21 protein-coding genes and 4 tRNA genes are annotated in these 25,143 nt (G+C 71.2%); 11 read left to right on the top strand and 14 right to left on the bottom strand.

The window, feature by feature from the left end; genetic code table 11:
* The first annotated feature begins 58 nt into the window (after window positions 1-58).
* Together ABT403_RS04245 and ABT403_RS04240 are read left to right on the top strand one after the other, a co-directional pair.
* Window positions 59-1,534, top strand: coding sequence for a N,N-dimethylformamidase beta subunit family domain-containing protein (locus tag ABT403_RS04245; RefSeq protein WP_344160725.1), 1,476 nt, complete (start codon window positions 59-61; stop codon window positions 1,532-1,534).
* 131 nt (window positions 1,535-1,665) lie between these two features.
* Entirely contained in the window at window positions 1,666-2,568 is a 903-nt protein-coding gene (locus tag ABT403_RS04240; protein WP_344160728.1) for a phosphoribosylaminoimidazolesuccinocarboxamide synthase, read from the top strand.
* Window positions 2,569-2,612: 44 nt separating this feature from the next.
* Here the strand turns inward: ABT403_RS04240 and ABT403_RS04235 are convergent.
* From ABT403_RS04235 to ABT403_RS04200, 8 genes are all read right to left on the bottom strand, one after another.
* Window positions 2,613-2,685, bottom strand: a tRNA-Gly gene (locus ABT403_RS04235).
* Between the two features lie 24 nt (window positions 2,686-2,709).
* Entirely contained in the window at window positions 2,710-3,321 is a 612-nt protein-coding gene (locus ABT403_RS04230; protein ID WP_344160731.1) for a response regulator, read from the bottom strand.
* Window positions 3,318-4,562 (bottom strand): sensor histidine kinase, encoded by a 1,245-nt coding sequence (locus ABT403_RS04225; RefSeq protein ID WP_344160734.1) that lies wholly within the window; start codon window positions 4,560-4,562, stop codon window positions 3,318-3,320. The genes ABT403_RS04230 and ABT403_RS04225 overlap by 4 nt, the downstream gene beginning before the upstream one ends.
* Window positions 4,563-4,591: 29 nt before the next feature.
* A complete protein-coding gene (locus ABT403_RS04220; protein WP_344160737.1) occupies window positions 4,592-5,353 on the bottom strand; it encodes an ABC transporter permease in 762 nt (253 codons plus the stop codon).
* A complete protein-coding gene (locus ABT403_RS04215) occupies window positions 5,350-6,306 on the bottom strand; it encodes an ABC transporter ATP-binding protein (RefSeq protein ID WP_344160740.1) in 957 nt (318 codons plus the stop codon). Before ABT403_RS04215 ends, ABT403_RS04220 begins: the two co-directional genes overlap by 4 nt.
* Before the next feature lie 167 nt (window positions 6,307-6,473).
* Window positions 6,474-6,546, bottom strand: a tRNA-Gly gene (locus tag ABT403_RS04210).
* Between the two features lie 81 nt (window positions 6,547-6,627).
* Window positions 6,628-6,699: transfer RNA gene (locus tag ABT403_RS04205), tRNA-Gly, on the bottom strand.
* Between the two features lie 87 nt (window positions 6,700-6,786).
* Window positions 6,787-7,104 (bottom strand): histone-like nucleoid-structuring protein Lsr2, encoded by a 318-nt coding sequence (locus ABT403_RS04200; RefSeq protein ID WP_344160743.1) that lies wholly within the window; start codon window positions 7,102-7,104, stop codon window positions 6,787-6,789.
* A gap of 321 nt (window positions 7,105-7,425) precedes the next feature.
* On the opposite strand from ABT403_RS04200, the gene purS reads away from it, so the two are divergent.
* From purS to ABT403_RS04175, 5 genes are all read left to right on the top strand, one after another.
* On the top strand, window positions 7,426-7,677 hold the full coding sequence (purS, locus tag ABT403_RS04195; protein WP_257790362.1) for a phosphoribosylformylglycinamidine synthase subunit PurS: 252 nt from the start codon (window positions 7,426-7,428) through the stop codon (window positions 7,675-7,677).
* Window positions 7,678-7,679: 2 nt separating this feature from the next.
* Window positions 7,680-8,360 carry a phosphoribosylformylglycinamidine synthase subunit PurQ gene (gene purQ, locus ABT403_RS04190; protein ID WP_344160748.1) on the top strand — a complete coding sequence of 227 codons (681 nt, stop codon included), beginning with the start codon at window positions 7,680-7,682 and terminating at the stop codon, window positions 8,358-8,360.
* On the top strand, window positions 8,357-10,606 hold the full coding sequence (gene purL, locus ABT403_RS04185) for a phosphoribosylformylglycinamidine synthase subunit PurL (RefSeq protein WP_344160751.1): 2,250 nt from the start codon (window positions 8,357-8,359) through the stop codon (window positions 10,604-10,606). Before purQ ends, purL begins: the two co-directional genes overlap by 4 nt.
* Window positions 10,607-10,700: 94 nt before the next feature.
* A complete protein-coding gene (locus tag ABT403_RS04180) occupies window positions 10,701-11,492 on the top strand; it encodes a maleylpyruvate isomerase family mycothiol-dependent enzyme (protein WP_344160754.1) in 792 nt (263 codons plus the stop codon).
* Between the two features lie 38 nt (window positions 11,493-11,530).
* Window positions 11,531-12,022: an META domain-containing protein gene (locus tag ABT403_RS04175; RefSeq protein WP_344160757.1), complete on the top strand. Its 492-nt coding sequence runs from the start codon at window positions 11,531-11,533 to the stop codon at window positions 12,020-12,022.
* A gap of 27 nt (window positions 12,023-12,049) precedes the next feature.
* Here ABT403_RS04175 and ABT403_RS04170 read toward each other — a convergent pair whose 3' ends face one another.
* Both ABT403_RS04170 and ABT403_RS04165 read right to left on the bottom strand, forming a co-directional pair.
* Entirely contained in the window at window positions 12,050-13,486 is a 1,437-nt protein-coding gene (locus ABT403_RS04170) for a sulfatase-like hydrolase/transferase (RefSeq protein ID WP_344160760.1), read from the bottom strand.
* 116 nt (window positions 13,487-13,602) lie between these two features.
* A complete protein-coding gene (locus tag ABT403_RS04165; protein WP_351647872.1) occupies window positions 13,603-13,698 on the bottom strand; it encodes a putative leader peptide in 96 nt (31 codons plus the stop codon).
* Between the two features lie 146 nt (window positions 13,699-13,844).
* Between ABT403_RS04165 and purF the strand changes: the two genes are divergently transcribed.
* Together purF and purM are read left to right on the top strand one after the other, a co-directional pair.
* Window positions 13,845-15,362: an amidophosphoribosyltransferase gene (purF, locus tag ABT403_RS04160; protein WP_344160763.1), complete on the top strand. Its 1,518-nt coding sequence runs from the start codon at window positions 13,845-13,847 to the stop codon at window positions 15,360-15,362.
* 118 nt (window positions 15,363-15,480) lie between these two features.
* Window positions 15,481-16,551 carry a phosphoribosylformylglycinamidine cyclo-ligase gene (purM, locus tag ABT403_RS04155; protein WP_344160766.1) on the top strand — a complete coding sequence of 357 codons (1,071 nt, stop codon included), beginning with the start codon at window positions 15,481-15,483 and terminating at the stop codon, window positions 16,549-16,551.
* 112 nt (window positions 16,552-16,663) lie between these two features.
* Here the strand turns inward: purM and ABT403_RS04150 are convergent, their stop codons facing one another.
* Together ABT403_RS04150 and ABT403_RS04145 are read right to left on the bottom strand one after the other, a co-directional pair.
* Window positions 16,664-16,924: a DUF3073 domain-containing protein gene (locus ABT403_RS04150; protein WP_030225602.1), complete on the bottom strand. Its 261-nt coding sequence runs from the start codon at window positions 16,922-16,924 to the stop codon at window positions 16,664-16,666.
* A 299-nt stretch (window positions 16,925-17,223) separates the two neighbouring features.
* Window positions 17,224-18,333, bottom strand: a complete 1,110-nt coding sequence (locus ABT403_RS04145) for a Leu/Phe/Val dehydrogenase (RefSeq protein ID WP_344160773.1) — start codon at window positions 18,331-18,333, stop codon at window positions 17,224-17,226.
* A 212-nt stretch (window positions 18,334-18,545) separates the two neighbouring features.
* Here ABT403_RS04145 and ABT403_RS04140 point away from each other — a divergent pair, with 212 nt between their 5' ends.
* Window positions 18,546-19,415 carry a DUF8083 family protein gene (locus ABT403_RS04140; RefSeq protein ID WP_344160776.1) on the top strand — a complete coding sequence of 290 codons (870 nt, stop codon included), beginning with the start codon at window positions 18,546-18,548 and terminating at the stop codon, window positions 19,413-19,415.
* Window positions 19,416-20,025: 610 nt separating this feature from the next.
* On the top strand, window positions 20,026-20,232 hold the full coding sequence (bldC, locus tag ABT403_RS04135; RefSeq protein WP_003949541.1) for a developmental transcriptional regulator BldC: 207 nt from the start codon (window positions 20,026-20,028) through the stop codon (window positions 20,230-20,232).
* Window positions 20,233-20,804: 572 nt separating this feature from the next.
* Here bldC and ABT403_RS04130 read toward each other — a convergent pair.
* A tRNA-Asp gene (locus ABT403_RS04130) sits at window positions 20,805-20,878 on the bottom strand.
* 70 nt (window positions 20,879-20,948) lie between these two features.
* Window positions 20,949-24,872 carry an ATP-dependent RNA helicase HrpA gene (gene hrpA / locus ABT403_RS04125; protein ID WP_344160779.1) on the bottom strand — a complete coding sequence of 1,308 codons (3,924 nt, stop codon included), beginning with the start codon at window positions 24,870-24,872 and terminating at the stop codon, window positions 20,949-20,951.
* Window positions 24,873-25,143: the final 271 nt, after the last annotated feature.

Here is a 25,143-nt window from a genome sequence, read left to right as displayed (position 1 = left end):
ATCCGCCGCGCGCCACCGTGTCGAGAACGCGTTCGGGGGCGCGAGGGAGGGGAGCGGAATGGGTGCGGACCAGATCAGGCGGTGGGAATCGGGTGCGCTCGCGCACGCGGTGAACGACCCCTTCGGCCAGGGTCCGCTGCCCTGGTTCCGGGGCAGCGAGCTGTACTTCGACGACACGGGCCAGGTCGTCCCCTGGTACGTGGACCCGTCCCTGGCCCCCGGCCGCAGCTCCCAGGTCCGCGGCGGCGGCCCCCGTACCGCCGACGACGTGCACCGGCAGATCAAGGGCTTCACCTCGACCGGAGCGGTCGCCCCCGGCGAGGCCATCGACTTCCACATCACCGTGGACCCGCCCCAGCAGTTCCAGGTCGACGTCTACCGCATCGGCCACTACGGCGGGGACGGCGCCTCCAAGATCACCACCAGCCCCCGGCTGTCCGGCATCGTCCAGCCGCCCCCGCTCACCGCCGACCGCACGGTCTCCTGCCACCACTGGTGGCAGTCCTGGCGCCTCCAGGTGCCCTCGTACTGGAGCATCGGGGCCTATGTGGCCGTCCTCACCACCGCCGACGGCTACCGCTCCCACATCCCCTTCACGGTCCGCGACGACCACCCGGCGGACCTCCTGCTCCTGCTCCCGGACATCACCTGGCAGGCCTACAACCTCTACCCCGAGGACGGCCGCACCGGCGCCAGCCTCTACCACGCCTGGGACGAGGACGGCCGGCTGCTCGGCGAGCAGGACGCCGCGATCACCGTCTCCTTCGACCGCCCCTACGCGGGCGCCGGCCTGCCGCTGCACGTCGGCCACGCCTACGACTTCATCCGCTGGGCCGAGCGCTACGGCTACGACCTCGCCTACGCCGACACCCGCGACCTGCACGCCGGCCGCGTCGACCCCACCCGCTACCGGGGCCTGGTCTTCCCCGGCCACGACGAGTACTGGTCGCTGCCCATGCGCCGCACCGTCGAGCGCGCCCGCGACCACGGCACCTCGCTGGTCTTCCTCTCCGCCAACACCATGTACTGGCAGGTCGAGCTGGCCCCCTCCCCCTCGGGAGTGCCCGACCGGCTCCTGACCTGCCGAAAACGCCGCGGCCCCGGCCGCCCCAGTCTGTGGCGTGAGGTCGACCGCCCGGAGCAGCAGCTGCTCGGCATCCAGTACGCGGGCCGGGTCCCGGAGCCCGCGCCCCTGATCGTGCGCAACGCGAAGCACTGGCTCTGGGACTCCACCGGAGCCGGCGAGAACGACGAGCTCGACGGGCTGGTGGCGGGCGAGGCCGACCGGTACTTCCCACGCACCCAGCTCCCCGAGCACCAGGACCGGATCCTGCTCGCCCACTCCCCGTACCTCGACGGCGAGGGCGCCAAGCGCCACCAGGAGACCTCCCTCTACCGGGCACCCAGCGGGGCCCTCGTCTTCGCCTCCGGCACCTTCGCCTGGTCCCCGGCCCTGGACCGCCCGGGCCACGTCGACGAACGGATCCAGCGGGCGACGGCCAACCTCCTCGACCGGATCTGCAAGCGGGACTGAGCCCCCCGGCCCAGCCCCCGCCCCGCCCCCGGCCCAGCCCCCGCCCCGCCCCCGGCGCACCCCCTGACCCGGGCACGGCACCCCGTGCGGGAGAATGGTCCCGCGCTCGTACAGAACCACAGGGAGACCCCGTGCCCGGATTCGTCGAAAAGCCCGAGCCGGTGCAGGTGCCCGGCCTCGTCCACCTCCACACCGGCAAGGTCCGCGACCTCTACCGCGGCGAGGACGGCAACCTCGTCATGGTCGCCAGCGACCGCATCTCCGCCGCCGACTGGGTGCTGCCCACCGAGATCCCGGAGAAGGGCCGCATCCTGACGCAGCTCTCCCTCTGGTGGTTCGACCAGCTCGCCGACCTGGTCCCCAACCACGTCATCAGCACCGACCTGCCCGCCGGCGCCCCCGCCGACTGGGAGGGCCGCACGCTGGTCTGCAAGAGCCTGGACATGGTCCCGGTCGAGTGCGTGGCCCGCGGCTACCTCACCGGCTCCGGCCTCAAGGAGTACGTCCAGTCCCGCACGGTCTGCGGGCTCGCCCTCCCCGAGGGCCTGGTGGACGGCTCCGAGCTGCCCGCCCCGATCTTCACCCCGGCCGCCAAGGCCGAGGTCGGCGACCACGACGAGAACGTCTCCTACGAGGAGGTCGCCCGCACCACCGGCGCCGAGACGGCGGCCCTGCTGCGCCAGACCACCCTGGCCGTCTACGGGCGGGCCCGCGACATCGCCCGCGAGCGCGGCATCATCCTCGCGGACACCAAGTTCGAGTTCGGTTTCGACGAGGACGGCACGCTCATCGCCGCCGACGAGGTCCTCACCCCGGACTCGTCCCGCTTCTGGCCCGCCGACCAGTGGCAGCCGGGCCGCACGCAGCCCTCGTTCGACAAGCAGTACGTCCGCGACTGGCTGGCCTCCCCGGCCTCCGGCTGGGACTCCAAGGGCGAGCTCCCGCCGCCGGTCCTCCCGCAGGAGGTCGTGGCGCAGACCCGCGCCAAGTACGTCGAGGCCTACGAGCGCCTGACCGGCCAGACCTGGAGCTGATACGGCGAAGGCCCCGATCAACCGATCGGGGCCTTCGTTCGCTGAGCGGACAACGCGACTCGAACGCGCGACATCCACCTTGGCAAGGTGGTGCTCTACCAACTGAGCTATGTCCGCCTGTGCGCCGTAGCGCGATGCCTACTATACCCAACCTCGGGACCGGGCGAGACGCACCGCCGTGTGCCGGTTCTCCGCGCCGAGCTTCGTGGCCGCCGAGGACAGGTAGTTCCGCACGGTCCCCTGCGACAGCGAGGCCCGCTCCGCGATCTCCGCGATGGGCGCCCCGTCGGCCGCGAGTTCCAGCACCTCCGCCTCGCGGGCCGTCAGCGGGGAGTCCCCCGCGCTGATCGCGTCGGCCGCCAACTCCGGGTCCACGTAACGGCCTCCGGCGTGCACGGTGCGGATCAGCTCGGCCAGCCGCTGCGCCGAGACCGTCTTCGGGGCGAAGGCCCGCACCCCCGCCGCGAGGGCCCGCTTCAGGTGCCCCGGCCGGCCGTGGCTGGTTACGATCATGACCTTGCAGTCGGGCAGTTCCGACCGCAGGGACGTGGCCACGCTCACACCGTCCGCCCCCGGCATCTGGAGGTCCAGCACCGCCACGTCCGGCCGGTGCGCCCGCGCCATGGCGAGCGCCTCCGGCCCGGAGGCCGCCTCCGCGACGACCGCGAGGTCGTCCTCCAGCCCCAGCAGGGCGGCCAGCGCCCCCCGGATCAGGTGCTCGTCATCGGCCAGCAGTACCCGTACGGGGCTCACGCCCGCACCTCCACTCGTCGTGCGTCCAGCGGTATCTCGGCCCGCAGCCGGAACAGGCCGCCGTCGGCCGGTCCGGCGTGCAGGGTCCCGTCCACGGCCGCGAGCCGCTCCCGCAGCCCCGCGAGCCCGGATCCGGGCGGTCCGGCCGGTGCCTCGGGCACCCCGTCGTTCTCCACCAGCAGCGTCAGGGTGCCCGCGGCCTCCCGGTCCGTCAGCCGGATCAGGCAGCTGCGGGCGTCCCCGTGCCGCAGTACGTTCGTGGTCGCCTCGCGGACCACCCAGCCGAGCGCCGACTGCACCTCGCCCGGCAGTTCCCGGGCGGCCGTCGACAGCTCGACCCGGCAGTCCATCCCGGCCGCGCTCAGCACCCCGCGCGCGCCTTCCAGTTCCACCGCGAGGTCCGCCTCCCGGTAGCCGCGCACCACGTCGCGCACCTCCCGCTGCGACTCGCGCGCGATCCGCTGCACCTCGATCATCTGGTCGACGGCCTCGGGGCGTTCGCGCCGGGCCAGCTGCACCGCCAGCTCGCTCTTGAGGGCGATGACCGCCAGGTTGCGGCCCATCACGTCGTGCAGGTCCCGCCCGAACCGCAGCCGCTCCTCCGCGACCGCCAGCCGCGCCTGGATCTCCCGGGCGTGGTCGAGCTCGTAGACGGTGCGCAGCAGCCATCCGGAGAACCCGCAGGTGAAGGCGAGGAAGGCGCAGGTGATCAGGACCCCGAGGAAGTACCCGAGGGCCTCGTTCAGCGGCAGGCCCAGCGCGGCGACGGCCACCGCCGCGCCGGCCGCCGCGGCCGGGGGCACGTACCGCATGTGCCGGACCTTCTCCAGGGTCAGGACCAGGGACCCGCAGCCGAAGCAGCTCACCCCGACCACCAGTCCGGGCGCCGCCGCCTCGTGGAGGCCGGCGAACCGGCGCAGGCACAGGAAGAGCAGGACGGTCGCGGCCGTCGCGGCCGTGGTCACCACCGCGAGCCGCACCGGCCGTTCACGGCGGCCGGTGACGAAGTCCAGGGCCCTGGAGGAGAGGAACCCGACGAGCACGGAGTGCGCGCAGACCACCAGGAAGGCCGCCACGGACGGGGCCAGCGGCCTCGGGTCGGCGGGGTCGCGGATCGTGAAGGCCATCGACCCGAAGGACATGATCTCCACGAGGACGAAGAAGTGGAACGACCAGCGCGTGTACACCTCGACCTTGCCCGCACTGCTGCGGTTCCTCCACCATCCGGTCAGCTTCGACACGGCCCGTCCCCCCGGCTCTTCCCTCTGGTCTAGCGGCGCGGTTCCCAGCGGAACCACCGCTGGACAGCAAACACCGTGACCGTGATCCAGGCCAGCGTGGTGATCGCGGCCCCCAGCAGCTCGTACGCACCCGTCCCGCCGCTCCAGCCGGCCCGGACGAGCGCCATCACCCCGCTGAGCGGCAGCAGTTCGCACACCGAGGCCACCGTGGCGGGCAGCGCGTCCGGATCGGCGAACAGCCCCGAGCCGAGCGCCGACACCAGGAACAGCGGCAGCGTCGTCAGCCCGGCGGTCTCCACGCTGCGGGTGAAGGCGCTGGTCAGTGCGGCCATTCCGGCGAGCAGCGGCAAGGCGGCGAGGACGCCGGCCAGCACCAGCGCAGGGTTGCGCGGCATCGGCGCGCCCAGGACCGCGGCGCCGGCCACCGCGAGGGCGGCGATCTGGACGAGGGCGATCACCGCCGCGGGCAGCGCGGTCCCCGCCAGGATCTCCAGGTCGCCCGCCTCGCCGGTGCGCAGCCGCTTCAGCACGAGCTCCTCGCGCCGGGCGACGTAGGCGGAGACCAGGTTCATGTAGACGACGAGGAGGAGCACCATCCCGATGCCCCCGGTGAGGGTGGCCCGGGCGGCGTCGGCGGCGCCGTCCCCGCCGACGATCGTGCGCAGCACGAAGACCATGGACGCGGGCATCAGCACGGCCACGCTCAGGGTGGCCCGGTTGCGCACCAGCAGGGTCAGTTCGGAGCGGCCCAGCGCGGCGAGCCGGCCGGGGCTGAGGGTCGGCGCGTTCATCGGGTCCCCGCCATCGTGTCGTGGGTGCGGTGGGCGGCGGCCGCCGCGTCGCGGCGGCTGCGGGCGATCTCCAGGAAGGCCTCCTCCAGGGAGGCGTGGCGGGCGTCGAGCCCGGCCAGTTCGACCCCGGCCTCCCCGGCCCAGAGCAGCAGGGCGGTGAGGTCGGCCTGGAGCCGTTCGGTACGGATCTCCACGCGCGGGCCCTCGGCGGCGGCGCGCAGCGCGAGCGGCAGCCGGGCGGCGGGCACCCCGTCGGGGAGGGTGAAGCGGATCCGGGAGGGGCGGGTGGCGGTGACCTCGGCGGGGGTGCCGGTCAGTACCAGCTCCCCCTCGTGCATGATCGCGAGCCGGTCCGCGAGGGCCTCGGCCTCCTCCAGGTAGTGCGTGGTCAGCAGCACCGTGGTGCCCTGCGCCCGCAGGTCCCGTACGAGGTCCCAGGTGTCCTGGCGGCCTTCGGGGTCCATGCCGGTGGTCGGCTCGTCGAGGAACAGCACCTCGGGCCGGCCCAGCAGGGCGAGCGCCAGGTCCAGGCGCCGCCGCTCGCCGCCGGACAGCTGCTTGACCCGTACGGAGGCCCGCGCGGCCAGTCCGACCAGCTCCAGCACCTCCCCCGCCGGGCGGGCGCCGGAGGTGACCCCGCCCCACATCCGCAGGGTCTCGGCGACGGTCAGGTCCGAGGGGAATCCGCCCTCCTGGAGCATGACGCCGGTGCGCGGGCGGACCTCGGCCCGGCGGGCGTACGGGTCGAGCCCGAACACCCGGACCTCGCCGCCGGTGGGGGCGGCGAGCCCTTCCAGCAGCTCGACGGTGGAGGTCTTGCCGGCGCCGTTGGTGCCGAGCAGGGCGAAAACCTCGCCGCGGGTGACGGAGAAGCTGACGCCGCGCACGGCCTCGAAGCCGCCGGAGTAGCCGCGGCGGAGCCCTTCGGCCCGGATCACTGTGTCGGTGGTCATGCTCCAAGCCTCCCGGCGGTCCGGGCGGGGGAGCAGTGCGCGCTGTCATGACCGGCGATGACATTTGTCATCGGAAAGTGAGCTGTGCCACAGCCGGGCGCGCGTCGGCAATGGGAGTGGGAGAACGACAAAGGCCCCGATCCGGAGATCGGGGCCTTTGTCGTCTGAGCGGACGACGCGACTCGAACGCGCGACATCCACCTTGGCAAGGTGGTGCTCTACCAACTGAGCTACGTCCGCATGCCCAGCGACGGCTTGTGGGCCGTTCACTGTGTGCCTCACTCTACCTGATCCACGACCGTGGTCGGTAAAGCGATGCAGAGCGGGTGACAGGGATTGCACACTGCGCCTCCCCCCTGGAAGGGGGGTGTTCTGCTACTGAACTACACCCGCACGACTTCGGTTCCCGGCCTTTCGGCCTGGCCCCTCGGCGTGATCCACACACTAGCCGATCCGAGGGGGTGCATGGCAAATCCGGGGTCAGTGGGCTTCGTTGTACGCCGCGTAGACGGCCTTCGGGATGCGCCCGCGCGGGGGCACGTCGTGGCCGTTGGAGCGCGCCCAGGCGCGGACGACGGCCGGGTCGGGGGCCACGGACGTGTGCTTGAAGGTCTTGCCCGAGCGGGACTGCCTGCGGCCGGCGGCCACGAAGGGGGCCAGGCCCTTCCGCAGTTTCTTTGCGTTCGCCACATTGAGGTCGATCTCGTAGGACTTACCGTCCAGGGCGAACGTCACGGTTTCCGCCGCTTCCCCGCCGTCGAGGTCGTCGGAGATCGTGACTACTACGCGCTGCGCCACGGATATCGGTCCCTTCGTGCGCCTCGCCGCCCGTGCTGACGTGCGGTGATGTCGCCTGTGTGGATGTTTCGGTGGAATGCGTCAAACCGTAGGAATCCCGGCTGATTCCTTTGTACCGCGATTCTCATTGAATTGCGAAGCCCAGTTAATTCCTCCCGCGTGTCCCGCCGCAATGCCGGGCGAGTGGTTTTCCGGTGGATTTTGCGAAGCGTTGGTGAAGCCGAAACCGGACGCGGTACCCCGCCGCCCCATATCTACCCGCGTAGAAATTTCGGACGGGTACGCTGAGGGAACCGCCTTGCACCAACCACCTCATCGGGAGTGCCAGTGGCACGCGTCGTAGTCGACGTCATGCTCAAGCCGGAGATCCTCGACCCCCAGGGCCAGGCGGTGCAGCGTGCACTGCCGCGCCTGGGCTTCGAGGGGATCGCCGACGTCCGCCAGGGGAAGCGCTTCGAACTGGAAGTGGAGGGAGAGGTCGATCAGGCCGCCCTCGACCGCATCCACAAGATGGCCGAAACGTTCCTCGCCAACACCGTCATCGAAGACTTCACCGTGAAGGTCGAGGCCTGACGGTGACCACTCGCATCGGTGTCGTCACGTTCCCCGGAACGCTCGACGACCGTGACTCGCTGCGCGCCGTCCGCCTCGCGGGGGCCGAGCCGGTCTCGCTGTGGCACCGCGACAAGGACCTCCACCAGGTCGACGCGGTCGTCCTCGCGGGCGGCTTCTCCTACGGGGACTACCTGCGCGCCGGGGCCATCTCCCGCTTCTCGCCGGTGATGGAGACCATCATCGAGCAGGCCAAGGGCGGCATGCCCGTCCTCGGCATCTGCAACGGCTTCCAGGTCCTCACCGAGGCCCACCTGCTGCCGGGGGCGATGCTCCGCAACAACCACCTCCACTTCATCTGCCGCGACCAGAAGCTGCGGGTGGAGAACGCGGACACCGCGTGGACCGGCGACTACACCGCCGGCCAGGAGATCTCCGTCCCGCTCAAGAACATGGACGGCCGGTACGTCGCCGACGAGCGCACGCTCGACGAACTGGAGGCCGAAGGCCGAGTGGCCTTCCGGTACCTCGACGTGAACCCCAACGGCTCGCTGCGCGACATCGCCGGCATCACCAACGCCGCGGGCAACGTCGTCGGCCTCATGCCGCACCCCGAGCACGCGGTCGAGCCGCTGATCGGGACGGGCCGCACCGACGGCCTCCCGTTCTTCACCTCGGTCCTGAAGAAGCTGGTCAACGCATGAGCCTCGACACGGTCAAGAACGCGACGGAGACCCCGGACGCCTCCCAGCCCTGGAAGGAGCTCGGCCTCAAGGAGGACGAGTACGCCCGGATCCGTGAGATCCTCGGCCGCCGGCCCACCGGCGCCGAGCTCGCCATGTACTCCGTCATGTGGTCCGAGCACTGCTCGTACAAGAGCAGCAAGGTCCACCTGCGCCAGTTCGGCGAGAAGGTCCCGGAGAACGACGCCATGCTCGTCGGCATCGGCGAGAACGCCGGCGTCGTCGACGTCGGCCAGGGCTACGCGGTCACCTTCAAGGTCGAGTCGCACAACCACCCCTCGTACATCGAGCCCTACCAGGGCGCGGCCACGGGCATCGGCGGCATCGTCCGCGACATCCTCGCCATGGGCGCCCGCCCGGTCGCCGTCGTGGACCCGCTGCGCTTCGGCGCGGCCGACCACCCCGACACCAAGCGCGTCCTGCCGGGCGTCGTCGCGGGCATCGGCGGCTACGGCAACTGCCTGGGCCTGCCCAACATCGGCGGCGAGGTCGTCTTCGACTCCTGCTACCAGGGCAACCCGCTGGTCAACGCCGGCTGCATCGGCGTGATGAAGCACGAGGACATCCACCTCGCCAAGGCCTCCGGCCCCGGCAACAAGGTCATCCTCTACGGCGCCCGCACCGGCGGCGACGGCATCGGCGGCGTCTCGGTCCTCGCGTCCGAGACCTTCGACGACACCAAGCCCACCAAGCGCCCCGCCGTCCAGGTCGGCGACCCCTTCCAGGAGAAGCTCCTCATCGAGTGCACCCTGGAGATCTTCAAGGAGAAGCTGGTCGCGGGCATCCAGGACCTCGGCGGCGCCGGGCTCTCCTGCGCCACCTCCGAGCTGGCCTCCGCCGGCTCCGGCGGCATGCGGGTCGAGCTCGACACCGTCCCGCTGCGCGACGCGACGCTCTCGCCCGAGGAGATCCTCATGAGCGAGTCGCAGGAGCGCATGTGCGCGATCGTCGAGCCGCAGCACGTCGAGCGCTTCATGGAGATCTGCGAGAAGTGGGACGTCATCGCCACCGTCATCGGTGAGGTGACCGACGGCGACCACCTGGAGATCTTCTGGCACGGCGAGCAGATCGTGGACGTGCCCCCGGGCACCGTCGCCCACGAGGGCCCGGTCTACAACCGCCCGTACGCCCGTCCCTCCTGGCAGGACGCCCTCCAGGCCGACGACGCCGGCCTGCTGCCCCGCCCGCAGACCTCCGAGGAGCTCCGCGCGCAGGTCCTGGCCCTGGTCTCCTCCCCGAACCAGGCCTCCAAGTCCTGGGTCACCGACCAGTACGACCGCTTCGTGCAGGGCAACACCGTGCTGGCGCAGCCCGAGGACGCGGGCATGGTCCGCATCGACGAGGAGTCCAACCTCGGCGTCGCGATGGCCACCGACGGCAACGGCCGCTACGCCAAGCTCGACCCGTACACGGGCGCGCAGCTGGCCCTGGCCGAGGCGTACCGCAACGTCGCCGCCACCGGCGCCAAGCCGCTCGCGATCTCCGACTGCCTGAACTTCGGCTCCCCTGAGGACCCGGACGTCATGTGGCAGTTCGCCGAGGCCACCCGCGGTCTCGCGGACGGCTGCCTGGAGCTGGGCACCCCGGTCACCGGCGGCAACGTCTCCCTCTACAACCAGACGGGCGACGTCGCGATCCACCCGACCCCGGTCGTGGCGGTCCTCGGCGTCATCGACGACGTCAACCGCCGCACGCCGATGGCGTTCAAGGAGGCCGGCCAGCTGCTGTACCTGCTGGGCGACACCTCCGAGGAGTTCGGCGGCTCGGCCTGGTCCCAGGTCGTCCACGACCACCTCGGCGGCCTGCCGCCCAAGGTGGACCTGGGCCGCGAGAAGCTGCTCGGCGAGATCCTGATCTCGGCGTCCCGCGACGGCATGGTCGACGCGGCGCACGACCTGTCCGACGGCGGCGTGATCCAGGCGCTCACCGAGTCCTGCCTCAAGGGCGGCAACGGCGCGCGGATCGTCGTCCCCGAGGGCCTGGACGCCTTCACCTTCCTGTTCTCCGAGTCCGCGGGCCGCGCCATCGTGTCGGTCCCGCGCAGCGAGGAGCTCCGCTTCACCGACATGTGCGGCGCGCGGGGCCTGCCCGCCACCCGCATCGGCGTGGTGGACGGCGAGGAGATCGAGGTCCAGGGCGAGTTCACCCTCCCCCTGGCGGAACTCCGCGAGGCCCACGAGGCGACCATCCCGGCCCTGCTGGCCTGATCGCCCCCGGTCGTACGGGGCCCCGTCCGCGCGGTGTGCGGGCGGGGCCCCGGCGTGACCGCCCCGCCGCGGGGCTCCCCAGTAGGGTCGGTTCATGCCGCCCGCCAAGAAGAAGCAGCGAACCTACGACGACGCGAAGATCCGCGCCGCCGTCATCGCCCAGTTCGGGCATGTCGCCCGGGCCGTACGGGACTTGGGGCCCGGGGAACTCGCACGGCCCAGCGGGGTCGGGGAGTGGACCGTCGGGGAGCTCGCCGGGCACATCGCCTGGATCGCGGACTCGCTGGCCGGGGGGCTGGCCCGGCCGCCGGCCGCCGTCGCCGAGCTGAGCGCCGTCGAGTGGCCCTTCGCCACCGCGTCCCTCGCCGGGAAGATCTCCGAGGCCGCCCGGGAGACCCTGACCGGCGCCCCGGTCGCCGAGCTGTTCGAGCGGGCGGGCACGCGGATGGCCGAGGCCCTGGAGGCGAACCCCGGCAGCCGGGTGATGCACCTGTGGATCGGGGACATGACCCTCGCCGACTTCCTGGTCACCCGGACCGTCGAGCTGGTGGTGCACACCGACGACCTGAACCGGGCCACCGGCCTGGACGTCCCCGTCGAGCGGCAGGCCCTCGCCGCCTGCACCCGGCTGCTCGCCGACGCCCTCGCCGTGAAGGCGCCCGGGGGCTCGGTGGAGGTGCGGATCCCGCCCTTCGCGGTGGTCCAGTGCGTCGAGGGACCCCGCCACACCCGGGGCACTCCGCCCAACGTGGTGGAGACCGACCCGCTCACCTGGCTCCGGCTCGCGACGGGCCGGACCGGCTGGGCCGAGGCCCTGGACGCGGCCCGGGTCAGCGCGAGCGGTGAGCGGGCCGACCTGTCCGGGCTGCTGCCGCTGATGAGCTGAGCGGGGAACCGGCCGGGGGGCCGGGCCGTCCCAGGGGCATGCGCATCCTCAGGCACTCCCCGGGGCTCGCCGCCGGCGGGCTGGTCCTCGTACTGGCCCTGGCCGGCTGCGCCGGGACCCCGCAGGAGAGGGACACCCCCGTGCCCGCACCCGTCTCCGCCACGCCCCCGGTCCCCGACGCCCCGCTGACCGTGACCCGGTGGACCGTGACGGCCCTCTCCGGAGTCCCGGTGCCCGCCGGGGCGGCCGGCCGGGCCCGGTTCACCCTCGCCCCCGACGGCACCGCCGGCGGCAGCCTCGGCTGCAACCGGTTCAGCGCGGGGGCGGCCGTCGCGGGACCCACCGTCACCTTCGGGCCGCTGACCAGCACCCGGATGGCCTGCGAGGGCCCGCCCGGCGAGGTCGAGCGGGCCCTGACCGGGCTGTTCGGCGCGGGCCCGCTCACCTGGCAGGTCCGGGGCGCCACCCTCACCCTCACCGCGGCCGACGGCAGGTCCCTGACCGCGGAGGCGGGCTCGGCGGCCGAGTGAGGCGGGTCCGTCGGCGCCTGAGGGAGGTCAGGAGGGGTACGGGAGCAGGCCCGCGTCCGTCCGCTCCCAGGCCGCCCGCAGCTCCGCCAGCCTGGCGGGTTCCACCGCGGCCTTGTCGGCCTGCTCGCGCAGGTCACCGGCCAGGTCGAACAGCTGGTCGCGGCCGGACCTGCCCCGGTAGTACTTCCAGTTCCCGCGCCGCAGCGCCCGCTCCCCGCGCACCCGCCAGAACAGGTCCCGCTCGGCCGGCCGCTCCCCGCGCAGCAGGTATCCGGCCAGGCTCACGCCGTCCAGCGGGTACGCCCGGTGCGGCCGGGTCCCGGCCAGCTCCAGCAGGGTCGCCGTCCAGTCCGGGCTGAACACCGGGACCCGGCTGACCTGGCCGCCGTCGATCCGGGCGGGCCAGCGCAGGATGTTCGGCACCCGGATCCCGCCCTCCTGGAGGGAGGCCTTGTTGCCCGAGAGCGGCCAGTTGTACGAGAAGCGCTCGCCGCCGTTGTCGCTGCCGAAGACGACCAGGGTGTCCTCCTCCTGGCCCGAGCGCCGCAGCGCGTCCAGCACCCGGCCCACCGAGCGGTCCAGGTCCTCCACCATCTGCTTGTACTTCTCCACCGAGCCGCCGTCCTGGTGCCACAGCGCCCGGGCGTCGCCCGCCTTGATCCGCCGGACGATCTCGGCGCTCTCCGCGGTGTCCCCCTCGGCGATCCACGGCCAGTGCGGGGTGGTGAAGTTCAGGTTCAGCAGCCACGGCTTGCCGTGGTGGTCGCGGGAGACGTACTCGCTCGCCCGCTCCGTGATGATCCTCGTGTAGTAGCGCAGGTCCTTGTACTCGGCGTCGCCCTCGTACAGGTCGTACTCGCCGCCCAGGCCCAGCTTGGAGTAGTACTCCAGCGCCCCGCCGAAGTTCCCGAAGAACGTGTCCCAGCCGGACTTGGTCGGGCTGTAGTCCGGCAGGTAGCCGGCGTGCCACTTGCCGATCAGCGCGGTGGAGTACCCGGCCTCCCGCAGCAGTGAGGCCAGCGTCGGGTGCGTCGGGTCCAGGCCCGCCGTCTTGTCCGCGATCGGCTCGGCCAGACCGCCCTTCGTACGGCCCGGGTAGCGCCCGGTGTAGAGGCTGAAACGGGTCGGGGAGCAGGTCGCCGAACCGGAGTAGGCGTCGGTGAACCGGACCCCCTGGCGGGCGAGCCGGTCCAGGTTCGGGGTCTTGATGTGGGGGGAGCCGTACGAGGACAGGTCGGCCCAGCCGAGGTCGTCGCCCAGGATGAACAGGATGTTCGGGCGGCGCGACCGGCGCTCGCGGGCGGCCCGGAAATCGCGCTCCCCGGGAGCGGCCTCACGGGCGTCCGCAGACCGGTCGGCGGCCTGTGCGGGAGCCGCTCCCAGCCCCGCCGCGGTGACCGCCGCGGTCGCTCCGACGGCGCCCCCGAAGGCACGGCGGGACAGCTTGCTGTTGTGCGAAGACACAAGTACTCCAAGGCGCGGCTCACCCGCCCGCCGCCGGCGGGGCGCGGGACGGCGCGCGGCGCGGCGGGGCAGGCCGGGGTGAGGCGGAAATGTGAAAAGGGGAAGAAGAGTTGCGGCTATGCGAAGCAGCGACACATGGCGCTCGCGACACGGACCAGGTCCACGTGCCGGCGCTCGACGAGGGTGACGGAACGGTCACCGAGGGGCTGCATGGGGCGAGAGCCTGTACGAATTCCCTCGTAGATGTCAACAAAAGATCGAATAGCGAGACGGAGGCATCCCGTCACCCTCTGTGCTGTGACATTTCCCAGCCGTCCCCAATTCGGACCAGTGGTCGATCTCGCCTACACTCGGGGGCGTGCCTCGTGGTGATGGACGACTCAACCACGACCTGCTCCCCGGCGAGAAGGGCCCCCAGGACGCTTGCGGCGTCTTCGGTGTCTGGGCTCCGGGTGAAGAGGTCGCCAAGCTCACCTACTTCGGACTGTATGCCCTGCAGCACCGTGGACAAGAGTCCGCGGGAATCGCTGTGAGCAACGGTTCCCAGATCCTCGTCTTCAAGGACATGGGCCTTGTGTCCCAAGTCTTCGACGAAACCTCCCTCGGCTCGCTCCAGGGTCATATCGCGGTCGGTCACGCCCGCTATTCGACCACCGGAGCCTCCGTCTGGGAGAACGCTCAGCCCACCTTCCGGGCGACCGCCCACGGCTCCATTGCCCTGGGTCACAACGGCAACCTGGTGAACACCGCCGAGCTCGCCGAGATGGTCGCCGACCTCCCCCGTCAGGATGGCCGCGCCACCCAGGTGGCGGCCACCAACGACACCGACCTGGTGACCGCCCTCCTCGCCGGCCAGACCGACGACGAGGGCAGGCCCCTGACCATCGAGGAGTCGGCCGCCAAGGTCCTCCCGCAGGTCAAGGGCGCCTTCTCGCTGGTCTTCATGGACGAGGGAACCCTCTACACCGCCCGTGACCCGCAGGGCATCCGCCCGCTGGTCCTCGGCCGCCTGGAGCGCGGCTGGGTGGTCGCGAGCGAGACCGCCGCCCTCGACATCTGCGGCGCCAGCTTCGTGCGCGAGGTCGAGCCGGGCGAGCTCATCGCGATCGACGAGAACGGCCTGCGCACCTCGCGCTTCGCGGAAGCGAAGCCCAAGGGCTGCGTGTTCGAGTACGTCTACCTGGCGCGCCCGGACACCGACATCGCCGGCCGCAACGTCTACCTCTCGCGCGTCGAGATGGGCCGGCGCCTCGCCAAGGAGGCCCCGGTCGAGGCCGACCTGGTGATAGCGACGCCGGAGTCCGGCACGCCCGCCGCCGTCGGCTACGCCGAGGCCAGCGGGATCCCGTACGGCTCCGGCCTGGTCAAGAACGCCTACGTCGGCCGGACCTTCATCCAGCCCTCGCAGACGATCCGCCAGCTCGGCATCCGCCTCAAGCTCAACCCGCTCAAGGAAGTCATCCGGGGCAAGCGCCTCGTCGTCGTCGACGACTCGATCGTCCGCGGCAACACCCAGCGCGCCCTCGTGAAGATGCTCCGCGAGGCCGGCGCGGCCGAGGTCCACATCCGGATCTCCTCGCCGCCGGTGAAGTGGCCGTGCTTCTTCGGCATCGACTTCGCCACCCGGGCCGAGCTGATCGCCAACGGCATGACGGTCGACGAGATCGCCACGTCGCTGGGCGCGGACTCGCTCTCGTACATCTCGCTCGACTCGATGATCGAGGCGACCACCATCCAGAAGCCCAACCTCTGCCGTGCCTGCTTCGACGGCGAGTACCCCATGGCGCTGCCCGACCCGGAGCTCCTGGGCAAGCAGCTCCTGGAGAACGAGCTCGCGGGCGGCACCGACGCCGCCGACGCGCTCCGCCGCCCGTAGGCCCGTGGGCCGGCCCTTTCCGGGCCGGCCCGGCTCCACCTGCGCCGAGCCCTGTCTTTGAGGCTTCTCCCGGGGCCCGGCACCACACGCAGCAACGACACGAAAGCTCTCGCCTGTCATGACAGAGAAGACCACCGGTGCAAGCTACGCAGCCGCCGGCGTCGACATCGAAGCGGGCGACCGCGCCGTCGAGCTGATGAAGGAGTGGGTGAAGAAGACGCAGCGCCCCGAGGTCCTCGGCGGCCTCGGCGGCTTCGCCGGCCTCTTCGACGCCTCCGCCCTCAAGCGCTACGAGCGCCCCCTGCTGGCCTCGGCCACGGACGGCGTGGGCACCAAGGTGGACATCGCCCGCCAGATGGGCGTGTACGACACCATCGGCCACGACCTGGTCGCCATGGTCATGGACGACATCGTCGTCTGCGGCGCCGAGCCGCTCTTCATGACGGACTACATCTGCGTCGGCAAGGTCCACCCCGAGCGCGTCGCGGCCATCGTCAAGGGCATCGCCGAGGGCTGTGTCCTGGCCGGCTGCGCCCTGGTCGGCGGCGAGACGGCCGAGCACCCGGGCCTGCTCGGACCGGACGACTTCGACGTCGCGGGCGCCGGCACCGGCGTGGTCGAGTACGACCGCCTCCTGGGCGCCGATCGCATCCGTACGGGGGACGCCGTCATCGCGATGGCTTCGTCCGGCCTTCACTCGAACGGGTACTCGCTCGTCCGCCACGTCCTCTTCGACCGGGCCGGGATGTCCCTCGACCGGCACGTCGAGGAGCTCGGCCGGACCCTCGGCGAGGAGCTGCTGGAGCCGACGAAGATCTACTCGCTCGACTGCATGGCCCTCACCCGCACGGCCGAGGTCCACGCCTACTCGCACATCACCGGCGGTGGCCTCGCCGCGAACCTGGCCCGCGTCATCCCGGACCACCTGCACGCCACGGTCGACCGCTCCACCTGGACCCCCGGGGCGATCTTCGACCTGGTCGGCAAGGCCGGCGACGTCGAGCGGCTGGAGCTGGAGAAGACCCTCAACATGGGCGTCGGCATGATGGCCGTGGTCCCGCAGGAGTCGGTGGACGTGGCCCTGACCGCGCTGGCCGACCGGGGCGTCGAGGCCTGGGTCGCCGGCGAGATCCTGGACCGGGGCGACCACACCGAGGGTGCGACCCTGACCGGCGACTACGCGGTCTGAGCAGCACCGAAACCCGGTCCGGGGCTAAGGCCCTGGACCGGGTTTCGGCATTTTCAGCTTTCAGCCAGCGAGAGCTGGACTGCGCAGACGCTCACGGCAGAGGTGGTGTGCGTCAAGCCCCGCGACGGTGCGCCGACGGACCGGACTCTTCGTCCTCGTCCTCGTCGTCATCGTTGTACAGATCCGCGTACTTCGCGTACGGGTCGTCGTCGTCCAGATCGTCATCGACTTCGACCGGCGCGCTGATAGGCAGCGGCTCTGTCGGCGATGCGCCCAGCTCATTGGCCAGACGCGAGAGGTCAGTCCCGCCGCTGTTGTACTTCAGCTGGCGGGCGACCTTTGTCTGCTTGGCCTTGGCCCGGCCGCGCCCCATGGCTCGACCCCCTCGGTGACGGGGCTCGACGGCCCCAGAGTCTGACACGCGTTCATGGTTCGGAGCGGGCTCTCCGTGGAGAGACCGTCCGTAGGGGTTTAACGGTACCTGCTTCCGCGGCCATACGGTACGCCGCCCGCATGACGTGCCTCTCCACAGAACCAGCGGGACACCCCGTACTCGCTGGTCAGCTGCGATTTTAACGCTTTCCTGGCCGCCGACCCGCCGAAGCGCAGTGAGTTCCGTCTCGCCACGCTCCGGCGGGTCACCGGCGGGGGTCCGGCCGGACCCCGGTGGGGCTATGCCGTGCGGGCGGCGGCGCGGGCGGCCAGGGCGTCGGCCATCCGCTGCTCGGCGATCCGGTCGGCCGCGGCGGCCGGCGGGATCCCGTCATCCTTCGCACGTGCGAATATGGCCAGGGTGGTGTCGAAGATCTTCGACGCCTTGGCCTTGCACCGGTCGAAGTCGAAGCCGTGCAGCTCGTCGGCGACCTGGATCACGCCGCCCGCGTTGACCACGTAGTCCGGGGCGTAGAGGATCCCGCGGTCCGCGAGGTCCTTCTCCACGCCCGGGTGGGCCAGCTGGTTGTTGGCCGCGCCGCACACGACCGAGGCCGTGAGCACCGGGACGGAGGCGTCGTTGAGGGCGCCGCCCAGCGCGCAGGGGGCGTAGATGTCGAGCCCCTCGGTGCGGATGAGGGCCTCGGTGTCGGCGACGGCCGAGACCTTGCCGCCGGGGTGCTTGTCGAGGATCTCGCGCACGGACTCCTCGCGGACGTCCGTGATCACGACCTCGGCGCCGTCCTCCAGCAGGTGCTCGACCAGGTGGCGGCCGACCTTGCCGACGCCCGCGACGCCGACCTTGCGGCCGCGCAGGGTCGGGTCGCCCCACAGGTGCTGGGCGCTGGCGCGCATGCCCTGGAAGACGCCGAACGCGGTGAGCACGGAGGAGTCGCCGGCGCCGCCGTTCTCGGGGGAGCGGCCGGTGGCCCAGCGGGTCTCGCGGGCGACGACGTCCATGTCGGCGACGTACGTGCCGACGTCGCAGGCGGTGACGTAGCGGCCGCCGAGCGACTCCACGAACCGGCCGTAGGCCAGCAGGAGCTCCTCGGTCTTCAGGACGGAGGGGTCGCCGATGATGACGGCCTTGCCGCCGCCGAGGTCGAGACCGGCGAGGGCGTTCTTGTACGACATGCCGCGCGAGAGGTTCAGCGCGTCACGGACGGCTTCCTCGTCGGAGGCGTACGCGTGGAAGCGCGTGCCGCCGAGGGCGGGGCCCAGGGCGGTGGAGTGGATGGCGATGACGGCCTTGAGTCCGGTGGCCCGGTCCTGGCACAGCACGACTTGCTCGTGGCCGCCCTGCTCACTGCGGAACAGGGTGTGCAGGACGCCGTCGGTCATTTCGGTCACGGTGGTGACTCCCATGGAAGAGATGCGGCGGAAAGACGCCCGCCCTGCGGGTGGGGGAGGGCGCACTGGGAGCAGAGTAAGACCTGTGGCGGATGCCGGTACCCCTTGTCCGGGGATCGGAACGCTCCCGGGTTCCGCCCGGCTCCCCGCCTCCCGCTCCCGGCCCGCGAGTTGGAGGTGAACCGGGCCCCCGAAGCGGGGAGGACGAGGGGGTGAGCGAATCCCCCGACCTCCGGCCGCCGTCCGCGCGGCCCGCGCCGACGGTCCCGTACGCCTCCTACCTGAGGGTCTACGAGCCCCTGGCCTCCTTCCCCGAACCGGAGCGCACGCACTGGGCGGCGTACGCCCGGCGCGGGACCGCGCCGACCGCGCAGGACGAACTGCGCCGCTCCCTGTCCGACTTGGTCCGGGTCCCCGTGGTCGGGGTCCCGGACCGCGAGAGCGGGGACGCCTTCACCGCCGAGCTGGACGGGGTGCTGCTGGTCTGCCCGTGGCGGACGCGGCTGCGCGGCTGGCTGGCGCTGGAGGAGCTGGCGGCGAACTTCCCGGCGCCGGTGCTGGACGCGGCGCTGCCCCCGTCCGCCCGTCGGCGGGCCGCCGCCGAGTACGAGGCCTGGCGGGAGAGGAACCCCGACGCGCGCCCGTGGATCCGCACCGGGGTGTGGCAGGTGCCGCTGCGCTGGTTCGTGCTGGTGGCGGACGAGGAGCGGGAGTACCTGCCGGGAGAGCGGCTGCGCTACCGGACGCCGATGGTGCAGGCGAGGCGCCGGCTGGCGCGGGGGCTGCGGACCCTGCGCGAGGCGGACCGGCGGGGCTGGCCGGGGTACGGGCAGCTGGCCGAGGGGCTGGCGGAGGTCGGCCGCTGGCTGGAGGAGTTCCATCCGAGGTCGATGGTCGAACTGGATTACGGCGGGCTGCTGCACGCGCTCCCGGCTGACGGACTGGCCGCGGACAGGTCGGCCCGCGACCTCGCGGAGGGGATCGCGGCCCTGCGGGAGGGGGACCGCGAGGGCGCGGCGGCGGTGCACGAGGAACTCGCGCGGCGCTGGAGGGTGGTGCGGGAGAGACTTTTCGCGAACTAGAGGCAGCCTTGACCCTTTCCGGAGACGGGGTCTGCGTAGATCATGGACATACCAGTTCGGAACCCGTTCGGGCGCTACGCGTATCGCCCGTATCGGTCACGATCGGCCGAATGGCCCACAAGTCGCAGATCAGGGGCTTGATCACGGTATTAGGGTCTTTGTTCCAGGACCTACGTCCCGATCCGGGCCATTGGCTCAAGCGTGACGGACCGCACTATCCACACCCTTGCGCCCATCCCCTATCCTCATGCCAAAATAGGACAAGGAGTCCGGGGAGGGTTCCTTCCGCCCAACTATGGGCGGAATGCTCGGTATTGCACTCTATGGGGGGTCTGACGACTCCTGATCGCTCTGTGACTGATCGTCACAGTGGGGTGACTGTCCGTTATAGGGCGGTCCATCGGCTTCCGCCGCTGATGAACACCTCGGAGGGCAATTCCATCGGTTTGGCCGTCGAGGCTGGACGGATGGTGTAGTTGTAGTGCCGAGGACAAGCCGTTCGTCCTATAACCGACTCGGCCTGCGTATGTCCATTTCGGGCAACGCGGGCCAAGGTGCAGAATTTAGAGGAAAGAACCGAGATGGTTCGGTTCTCCCGAGGAGGCCGCTCATGACCGCTCGCACCCCTGATGCCGAGCCGCTGCTGACCCCGGCTGAGGTTGCCACCATGTTCCGCGTGGACCCGAAGACGGTTACCCGCTGGGCCAAGGCCGGCAAGCTCACGTCCATCCGCACCCTGGGTGGACACCGCCGTTACCGCGAGGCCGAGGTTCGCGCACTGCTCGCGGGAATTCCGCAGCAGCGCAGCGAGGCCTGAGGTCCCGCAGCACCACCGCTTTAAAGGGTGCGTATCGGATCCCCCAATCCGATGAACCCACACAGCTTCATGCGGCGGGGCCTGCCCCAACAGGCACCGCCGTCGATCGCGCTGGACTCCGCCGGGTCCAGCGCGATTTTTTTGTCCCGGGAGGGGTCGGGCCGGTAGGTGCCATTGCACATATTAAATCGAGGGTGCGTAGGGCTCCGATAAATGTGCGAGTCCCAAAAACTCATGTGGTGACTCCCGTCACACGTGATGACTCTTGTACATCCGGCAATGCGCCCCGTAAAGGGATGTCCTGCGCAGGTCGCCTCACGCGAACGGGGGATTTCTCCCGTCTGGGCGATGTGCACCGCGAGCCTCCGGAGGGCCCCTTGGGGGGCGTGGGCGGCGGGGGTGGCCCCAGGAGATCCGGGCGGGCGAGCGAGGCCCTCTGAGGGGCTTCCAGGGGCTTCGTGAGCCCCGAGTGATCATGAGGTGGCGGAGCGCGTCCGTGCGGGCCGGGTCGTAGGGCCCGACAATGCGTCAGGGCCCGTATCCCTTGGGGGATACGGGCCCTGACGTTTCTGCGAACCTGACGGGACTTGAACCCGCGACCTCCACCTTGACAGGGTGGCGAGCTAACCAACTGCTCCACAGGTCCTCGAATCGCCGCCGATCGCTCGGCTGCGAGTCAGACTGTACAGCAGGTCAGGGGGTGCGGTCGAACCGGATCACGGAGCGAGTGCGTCCACCGCCTTCACGATGCGCTTGTCGGAGATCGGGTACGCCGTGCCGAGGGCGTGCGCGAAGTAGCTGACCCGCAGCTCCTCGATCATCCAGCGGATCTCGGTGACCGCCTCCGGCACGGGCCGGCCCTTCGGCAACTGCTCCAGCAGCCACAGGTACTCGTCGCGCATCTCGTGGACCTTCTCCATGCGCGTGGTGTCGCGCTGGGCGCCCGTCGACATCTGCTGGAGCCGCCGGTCGATCGCCACCAGGTAGCGCATCAGGTCCGGCAGCCGCTTCAGCCCGGTCAGCGTCACGAAACCGGCCGGCATCAGGGCCGCCAGCTGCGCCTTCACGTCCGCGACGTTGGCCATCAGGGCCAGGCTGCTCGTCGCCTTCAGCCGCCGCTCGCAGGCCTGCCAGGCCGCCAGCACCTGCTGCACCTGCCCGACCGTCCGCACGGTGGTGTCCACCAGGTCGGCCCGTACCGCGTCGAAGAGTCGGCGGAAGCCCGCCTCGTCCCAGGCGGGACCGCCGTGGTCGGCGATCAGCTTGTCCGTGGCCGCGGTCGCGCAGTCGTCGAACAGCGCCTGGATGGAGCCGTGCGGATTGCGGGAGAGGGCCAGCTTCTGCTGGTTGGTCAGCTTCTCCGAGGCGAACTTCGCCGGGTTCACCGGGATGTTGAGGAGGATCAGCCGCCGGGTGCCCAGCCACATCGCCCGCTGCTGCTCGGCCTCGGTGTCGAAGAGCCGGACGGAGACGCTCGTCCCCTCGTCCACCAGCGCCGGGTACGCCTTCACGGGCTGGCCGGCCCGGCGGGTCTCGAAGACCTTCACCAGGGCGCCGATCGTCCAGTCGGTCAGCCCGGAGCGCTCCACCGACTCCCCGCCCGCCCGCTCGGCGGTGGCCGCCGCGGCCTTGGACAGGGCCTGGCGGGCCTTGGGCTTCAGCTGGAGCCGCAGGGCCTCCAGGTCCTTGTCCTCCGCGAGCTTGCGGCGCCGCTCGTCAACGATCCGGAAGGTGATCTTCAGGTGGTCCGGGATCCGGGAGAGGTCGAAGTCCTCCGCCGACACCGGGACCCCGACCATCCGCTGGAGCTCGCGCGCCAGCACCACCGGCAGCGGCTCCCCCAGCACCGGCTCCCGCTCCAGGAACCGCGAGGCGTAGTTCGGCGCGGGCACGTAGTGCCGGCGGATCGGCTTGGGCAGCGAACGGATCAGCTCGGTGACGACCTCCTCGCGCAGACCCGGGATCTGCCAGTCGAAGCCCTCGTCGGTGACCTGGTTCAGCACCTGGAGCGGGATGTGGACGGTCACGCCGTCCGCGTCCGCACCCGGCTCGAACTGGTAGGTCACCCGGAACTTCAGCTGCCCCTGCCGCCAGGAGTCCGGATAGTCGGCCTTGGTGACCCCGGCCGCCTTCTCCGTCAGCAGCATCTCGCGCTCGAAGTCGAGGAGTTCCGGCTCCTCGCGCCGCTTGTGCTTCCACCAGGAGTCGAAGTGCGCCCCCGACACCACGTGCTCGGGGATCCGCTGGTCGTAGAAGTCGAACAGGGTCTCGTCGTCCACCACGATGTCGCGGCGCCGCGCCCGGTTCTCCAGCTCCTCGACCTCGGTCAGCAGCTTGCGGTTGTCCGCGTAGAACTTGTGGTGGGTGCGCCAGTCGCCCTCGACCAGCGCGTTGCGGATGAACAGCTCGCGCGAGACCTCGGGGTCGATCCGGCCGTAGTTGATCTTCCGCTGGGCGACGATCGGCACCCCGTACAGGGTGACCTTCTCGTACGCCATCACGGCCGCCTGGTCCTTCTCCCAGTGCGGCTCGCTGTACGTGCGCTTGATCAGGTGCTGCGCCAGCGGCTCCACCCACTCGGGCTCCACCTTGGCGTTGACCCGCGCCCACAGCCGCGAGGTCTCCACCAGCTCCGCCGACATCACGAACTTCGGCTGCTTCTTGAACAGCGCCGACCCGGGGAAGATCGCGAACTTCGCCGACCGCGCGCCCAGGTACTCGTTCTTGTCGGTGTCCTTCAGGCCGATGTGCGACAGCAGACCGGCCAGCAGCGAGACGTGGATGTTCGTCTCGGCGCCGTCGGCCTCGTTGACGTGGATGCCCATCGTCTTGGCCACCGAGCGCAGCTGCGCGTAGATGTCCTGCCACTCGCGGATCCGCAGGAAGTTCAGGTACTCCTGCTTGCACATCCGGCGGAAGGAGGACGAGCCGCGCTTCTTCTGCTGCTCGCGGATGTAGCGCCACATGTTCAGGAAGGAGAGGAAGTCGCTCGTCTCGTCCTTGAACCGGGCGTGGTTCTGGTCCGCCTGGGTCTGCTTGTCCGACGGGCGCTCGCGCGGGTCCTGGATCGACAGGGCCGCCGCGATGACCATGACCTCGCGGACGCAGTTGTTCTTGTCCGCCTCCACCACCATGCGGGCCAGGCGCGGGTCCACCGGCAGCTGGGAGAGCTGGCGGCCCATCGGGGTGAGCCGCTTCTTCGGGTCCTTCTCCGCGGGGTCCAGCGCGCCGAGCTCCTGGAGGAGCTGCACGCCGTCGCGGATGTTGCGGTGGTCCGGCGGGTCGATGAAGGGGAACTTCTCGATCTCGCCGAGCCCGGCGGCGGTCATCTGGAGGATGACGGAGGCCAGGTTGGTGCGCAGGATCTCGGCGTCCGTGAACTCCGGACGGGCGTTGAAGTCGTCCTCGGAGTACAGCCGGATGCAGATGCCGTCGCTGGTACGGCCGCAGCGGCCCTTGCGCTGGTTGGCGCTGGCCTGGCTGATCCGCTCGATGGGCAGCCGCTGCACCTTCGTGCGGTGGCTGTAGCGGGAGATGCGGGCCGTGCCCGGGTCGATCACGTACTTGATGCCGGGGACCGTCAGGGAGGTCTCGGCGACGTTGGTCGCCAGCACGATCCGGCGGCCGGTGTGCTGCTGGAACACCCGGTGCTGCTCGGCGTGCGAGAGGCGGGCGTAGAGCGGCAGCACCTCGGTGAAGCGGAGCTTCTTCTTGATCAGGGCGTCGGCGGTGTCGCGGATCTCCCGCTCGCCGGAGAGGAAGACCAGGATGTCGCCCGGGCCCTCGCCCTGGAGCTCGTCCACGGCGTCGCAGATCGCGGTGATCTGGTCGCGGTCGCTCTCCTCGCTGTCCTCTTCGAGCAGCGGCCGGTAGCGGACCTCCACCGGGTACGTCCGCCCGCTGACCTCGACGATCGGGGCGTCGCCGAAGTGGCGGGAGAACCGCTCCGGGTCGATGGTCGCGGAGGTGATCACGACCTTGAGGTCGGGCCGCTTGGGGAGCAGCTGGGCCAGGTAGCCGAGCAGGAAGTCGATGTTGAGGCTGCGCTCGTGGGCCTCGTCGATGATGATCGTGTCGTAGGCGCGCAGCTCGCGGTCCGTCTGGATCTCGGCGAGCAGGATGCCGTCCGTCATCAGCTTGACGAAGGTCGCGTCGGGGTTGACCTGGTCGGTGAAGCGGACCTTCCAGCCGACGGTCTGCCCGATCTCGGACTTGAGCTCCTCGGCGATGCGCTCCGCGACCGTGCGGGCGGCGATCCGGCGGGGCTGGGTGTGCCCGATCATGCCCCGGACGCCGCGCCCCAGCTCCATGCAGATCTTGGGGATCTGCGTGGTCTTCCCGGAGCCGGTCTCACCGGCGACGATCACGACCTGGTGGTCGCGTATCGCCTCGGCGATCTCGTCCTTCTTCTGGCTGACGGGGAGGTTCTCGGGATAGGTGACCTCCGGCATGCGCGAGGCGCGGCCGGCCAGTCGCGCGGCGGCCTTCTCGGCCTCCGCGGCGATCTCGTCGAGCACGGCCTGCTGGGCCTCGGGCTTGCGGATGCGGCGGGCGCCCTCGAGGCGACGGCCGAGGCGGTGCGCGTCCCGGAGGGAGATCTCACCGAGAAGCGTCTGCAGGGCGGCGAAGGAAGTAGACATACCTGATCGAGGATCTCACCTGGGCCGGGCGGGTGGCGAACGCATTTGTGCCCCTCCCCGTACCATTTCGGGACGAGTCCCCCAGCCGTGCGAGTGAGAGGCAGCCCACCTTGTCCTGCCGTCGCCCTGCGTGGTGCCTCTCGGCCGCCGCCGTGTTCGCGGTGGTGGCGGGGGTACTGGGCCTCGCCCTCGCCTTCGCCCCGGCCGGGCCGGGTCAGGCCGCGGCGGACCGGGACCGGGCGCCGCGGGCGCAGGCCGCCCAGGCGGCGTC

The organism is Streptomyces sp. NPDC000075 (genome assembly GCF_040301925.1).
Taxonomy (GTDB): Bacteria; Actinomycetota; Actinomycetes; order Streptomycetales; family Streptomycetaceae; genus Streptomyces; species Streptomyces polychromogenes.
The sequence above is the reverse complement of the archived record's forward strand: the minus strand, read 5'-3'. Positions and strand labels throughout refer to the sequence as shown.

Bases quoted from the DNA above. Each gene is read 5' to 3' on its own strand.
- ABT403_RS04165 (WP_351647872.1), bottom strand. From the start codon at position 13,698: ATGCAGCCCCTCGGTGACCGTTCCGTCACCCTCGTCGAGCGCCGGCAC.
- ABT403_RS04220 (WP_344160737.1), bottom strand. From the start codon at position 5,353: ATGAACGCGCCGACCCTCAGCCCCGGCCGGCTCGCCGCGCTGGGCCGC.
- purM (WP_344160766.1), top strand. From the start codon at position 15,481: ATGACAGAGAAGACCACCGGTGCAAGCTACGCAGCCGCCGGCGTCGAC.
- purL (WP_344160751.1), top strand. From the start codon at position 8,357: ATGAGCCTCGACACGGTCAAGAACGCGACGGAGACCCCGGACGCCTCC.
- ABT403_RS04150 (WP_030225602.1), bottom strand. From the start codon at position 16,924: ATGGGGCGCGGCCGGGCCAAGGCCAAGCAGACAAAGGTCGCCCGCCAG.
- ABT403_RS04245 (WP_344160725.1), top strand. From the start codon at position 59: ATGGGTGCGGACCAGATCAGGCGGTGGGAATCGGGTGCGCTCGCGCAC.
- hrpA (WP_344160779.1), bottom strand. From the start codon at position 24,872: ATGTCTACTTCCTTCGCCGCCCTGCAGACGCTTCTCGGTGAGATCTCC.
- ABT403_RS04180 (WP_344160754.1), top strand. From the start codon at position 10,701: ATGCCGCCCGCCAAGAAGAAGCAGCGAACCTACGACGACGCGAAGATC.
- bldC (WP_003949541.1), top strand. From the start codon at position 20,026: ATGACCGCTCGCACCCCTGATGCCGAGCCGCTGCTGACCCCGGCTGAG.
- ABT403_RS04215 (WP_344160740.1), bottom strand. From the start codon at position 6,306: ATGACCACCGACACAGTGATCCGGGCCGAAGGGCTCCGCCGCGGCTAC.
- ABT403_RS04175 (WP_344160757.1), top strand. From the start codon at position 11,531: ATGCGCATCCTCAGGCACTCCCCGGGGCTCGCCGCCGGCGGGCTGGTC.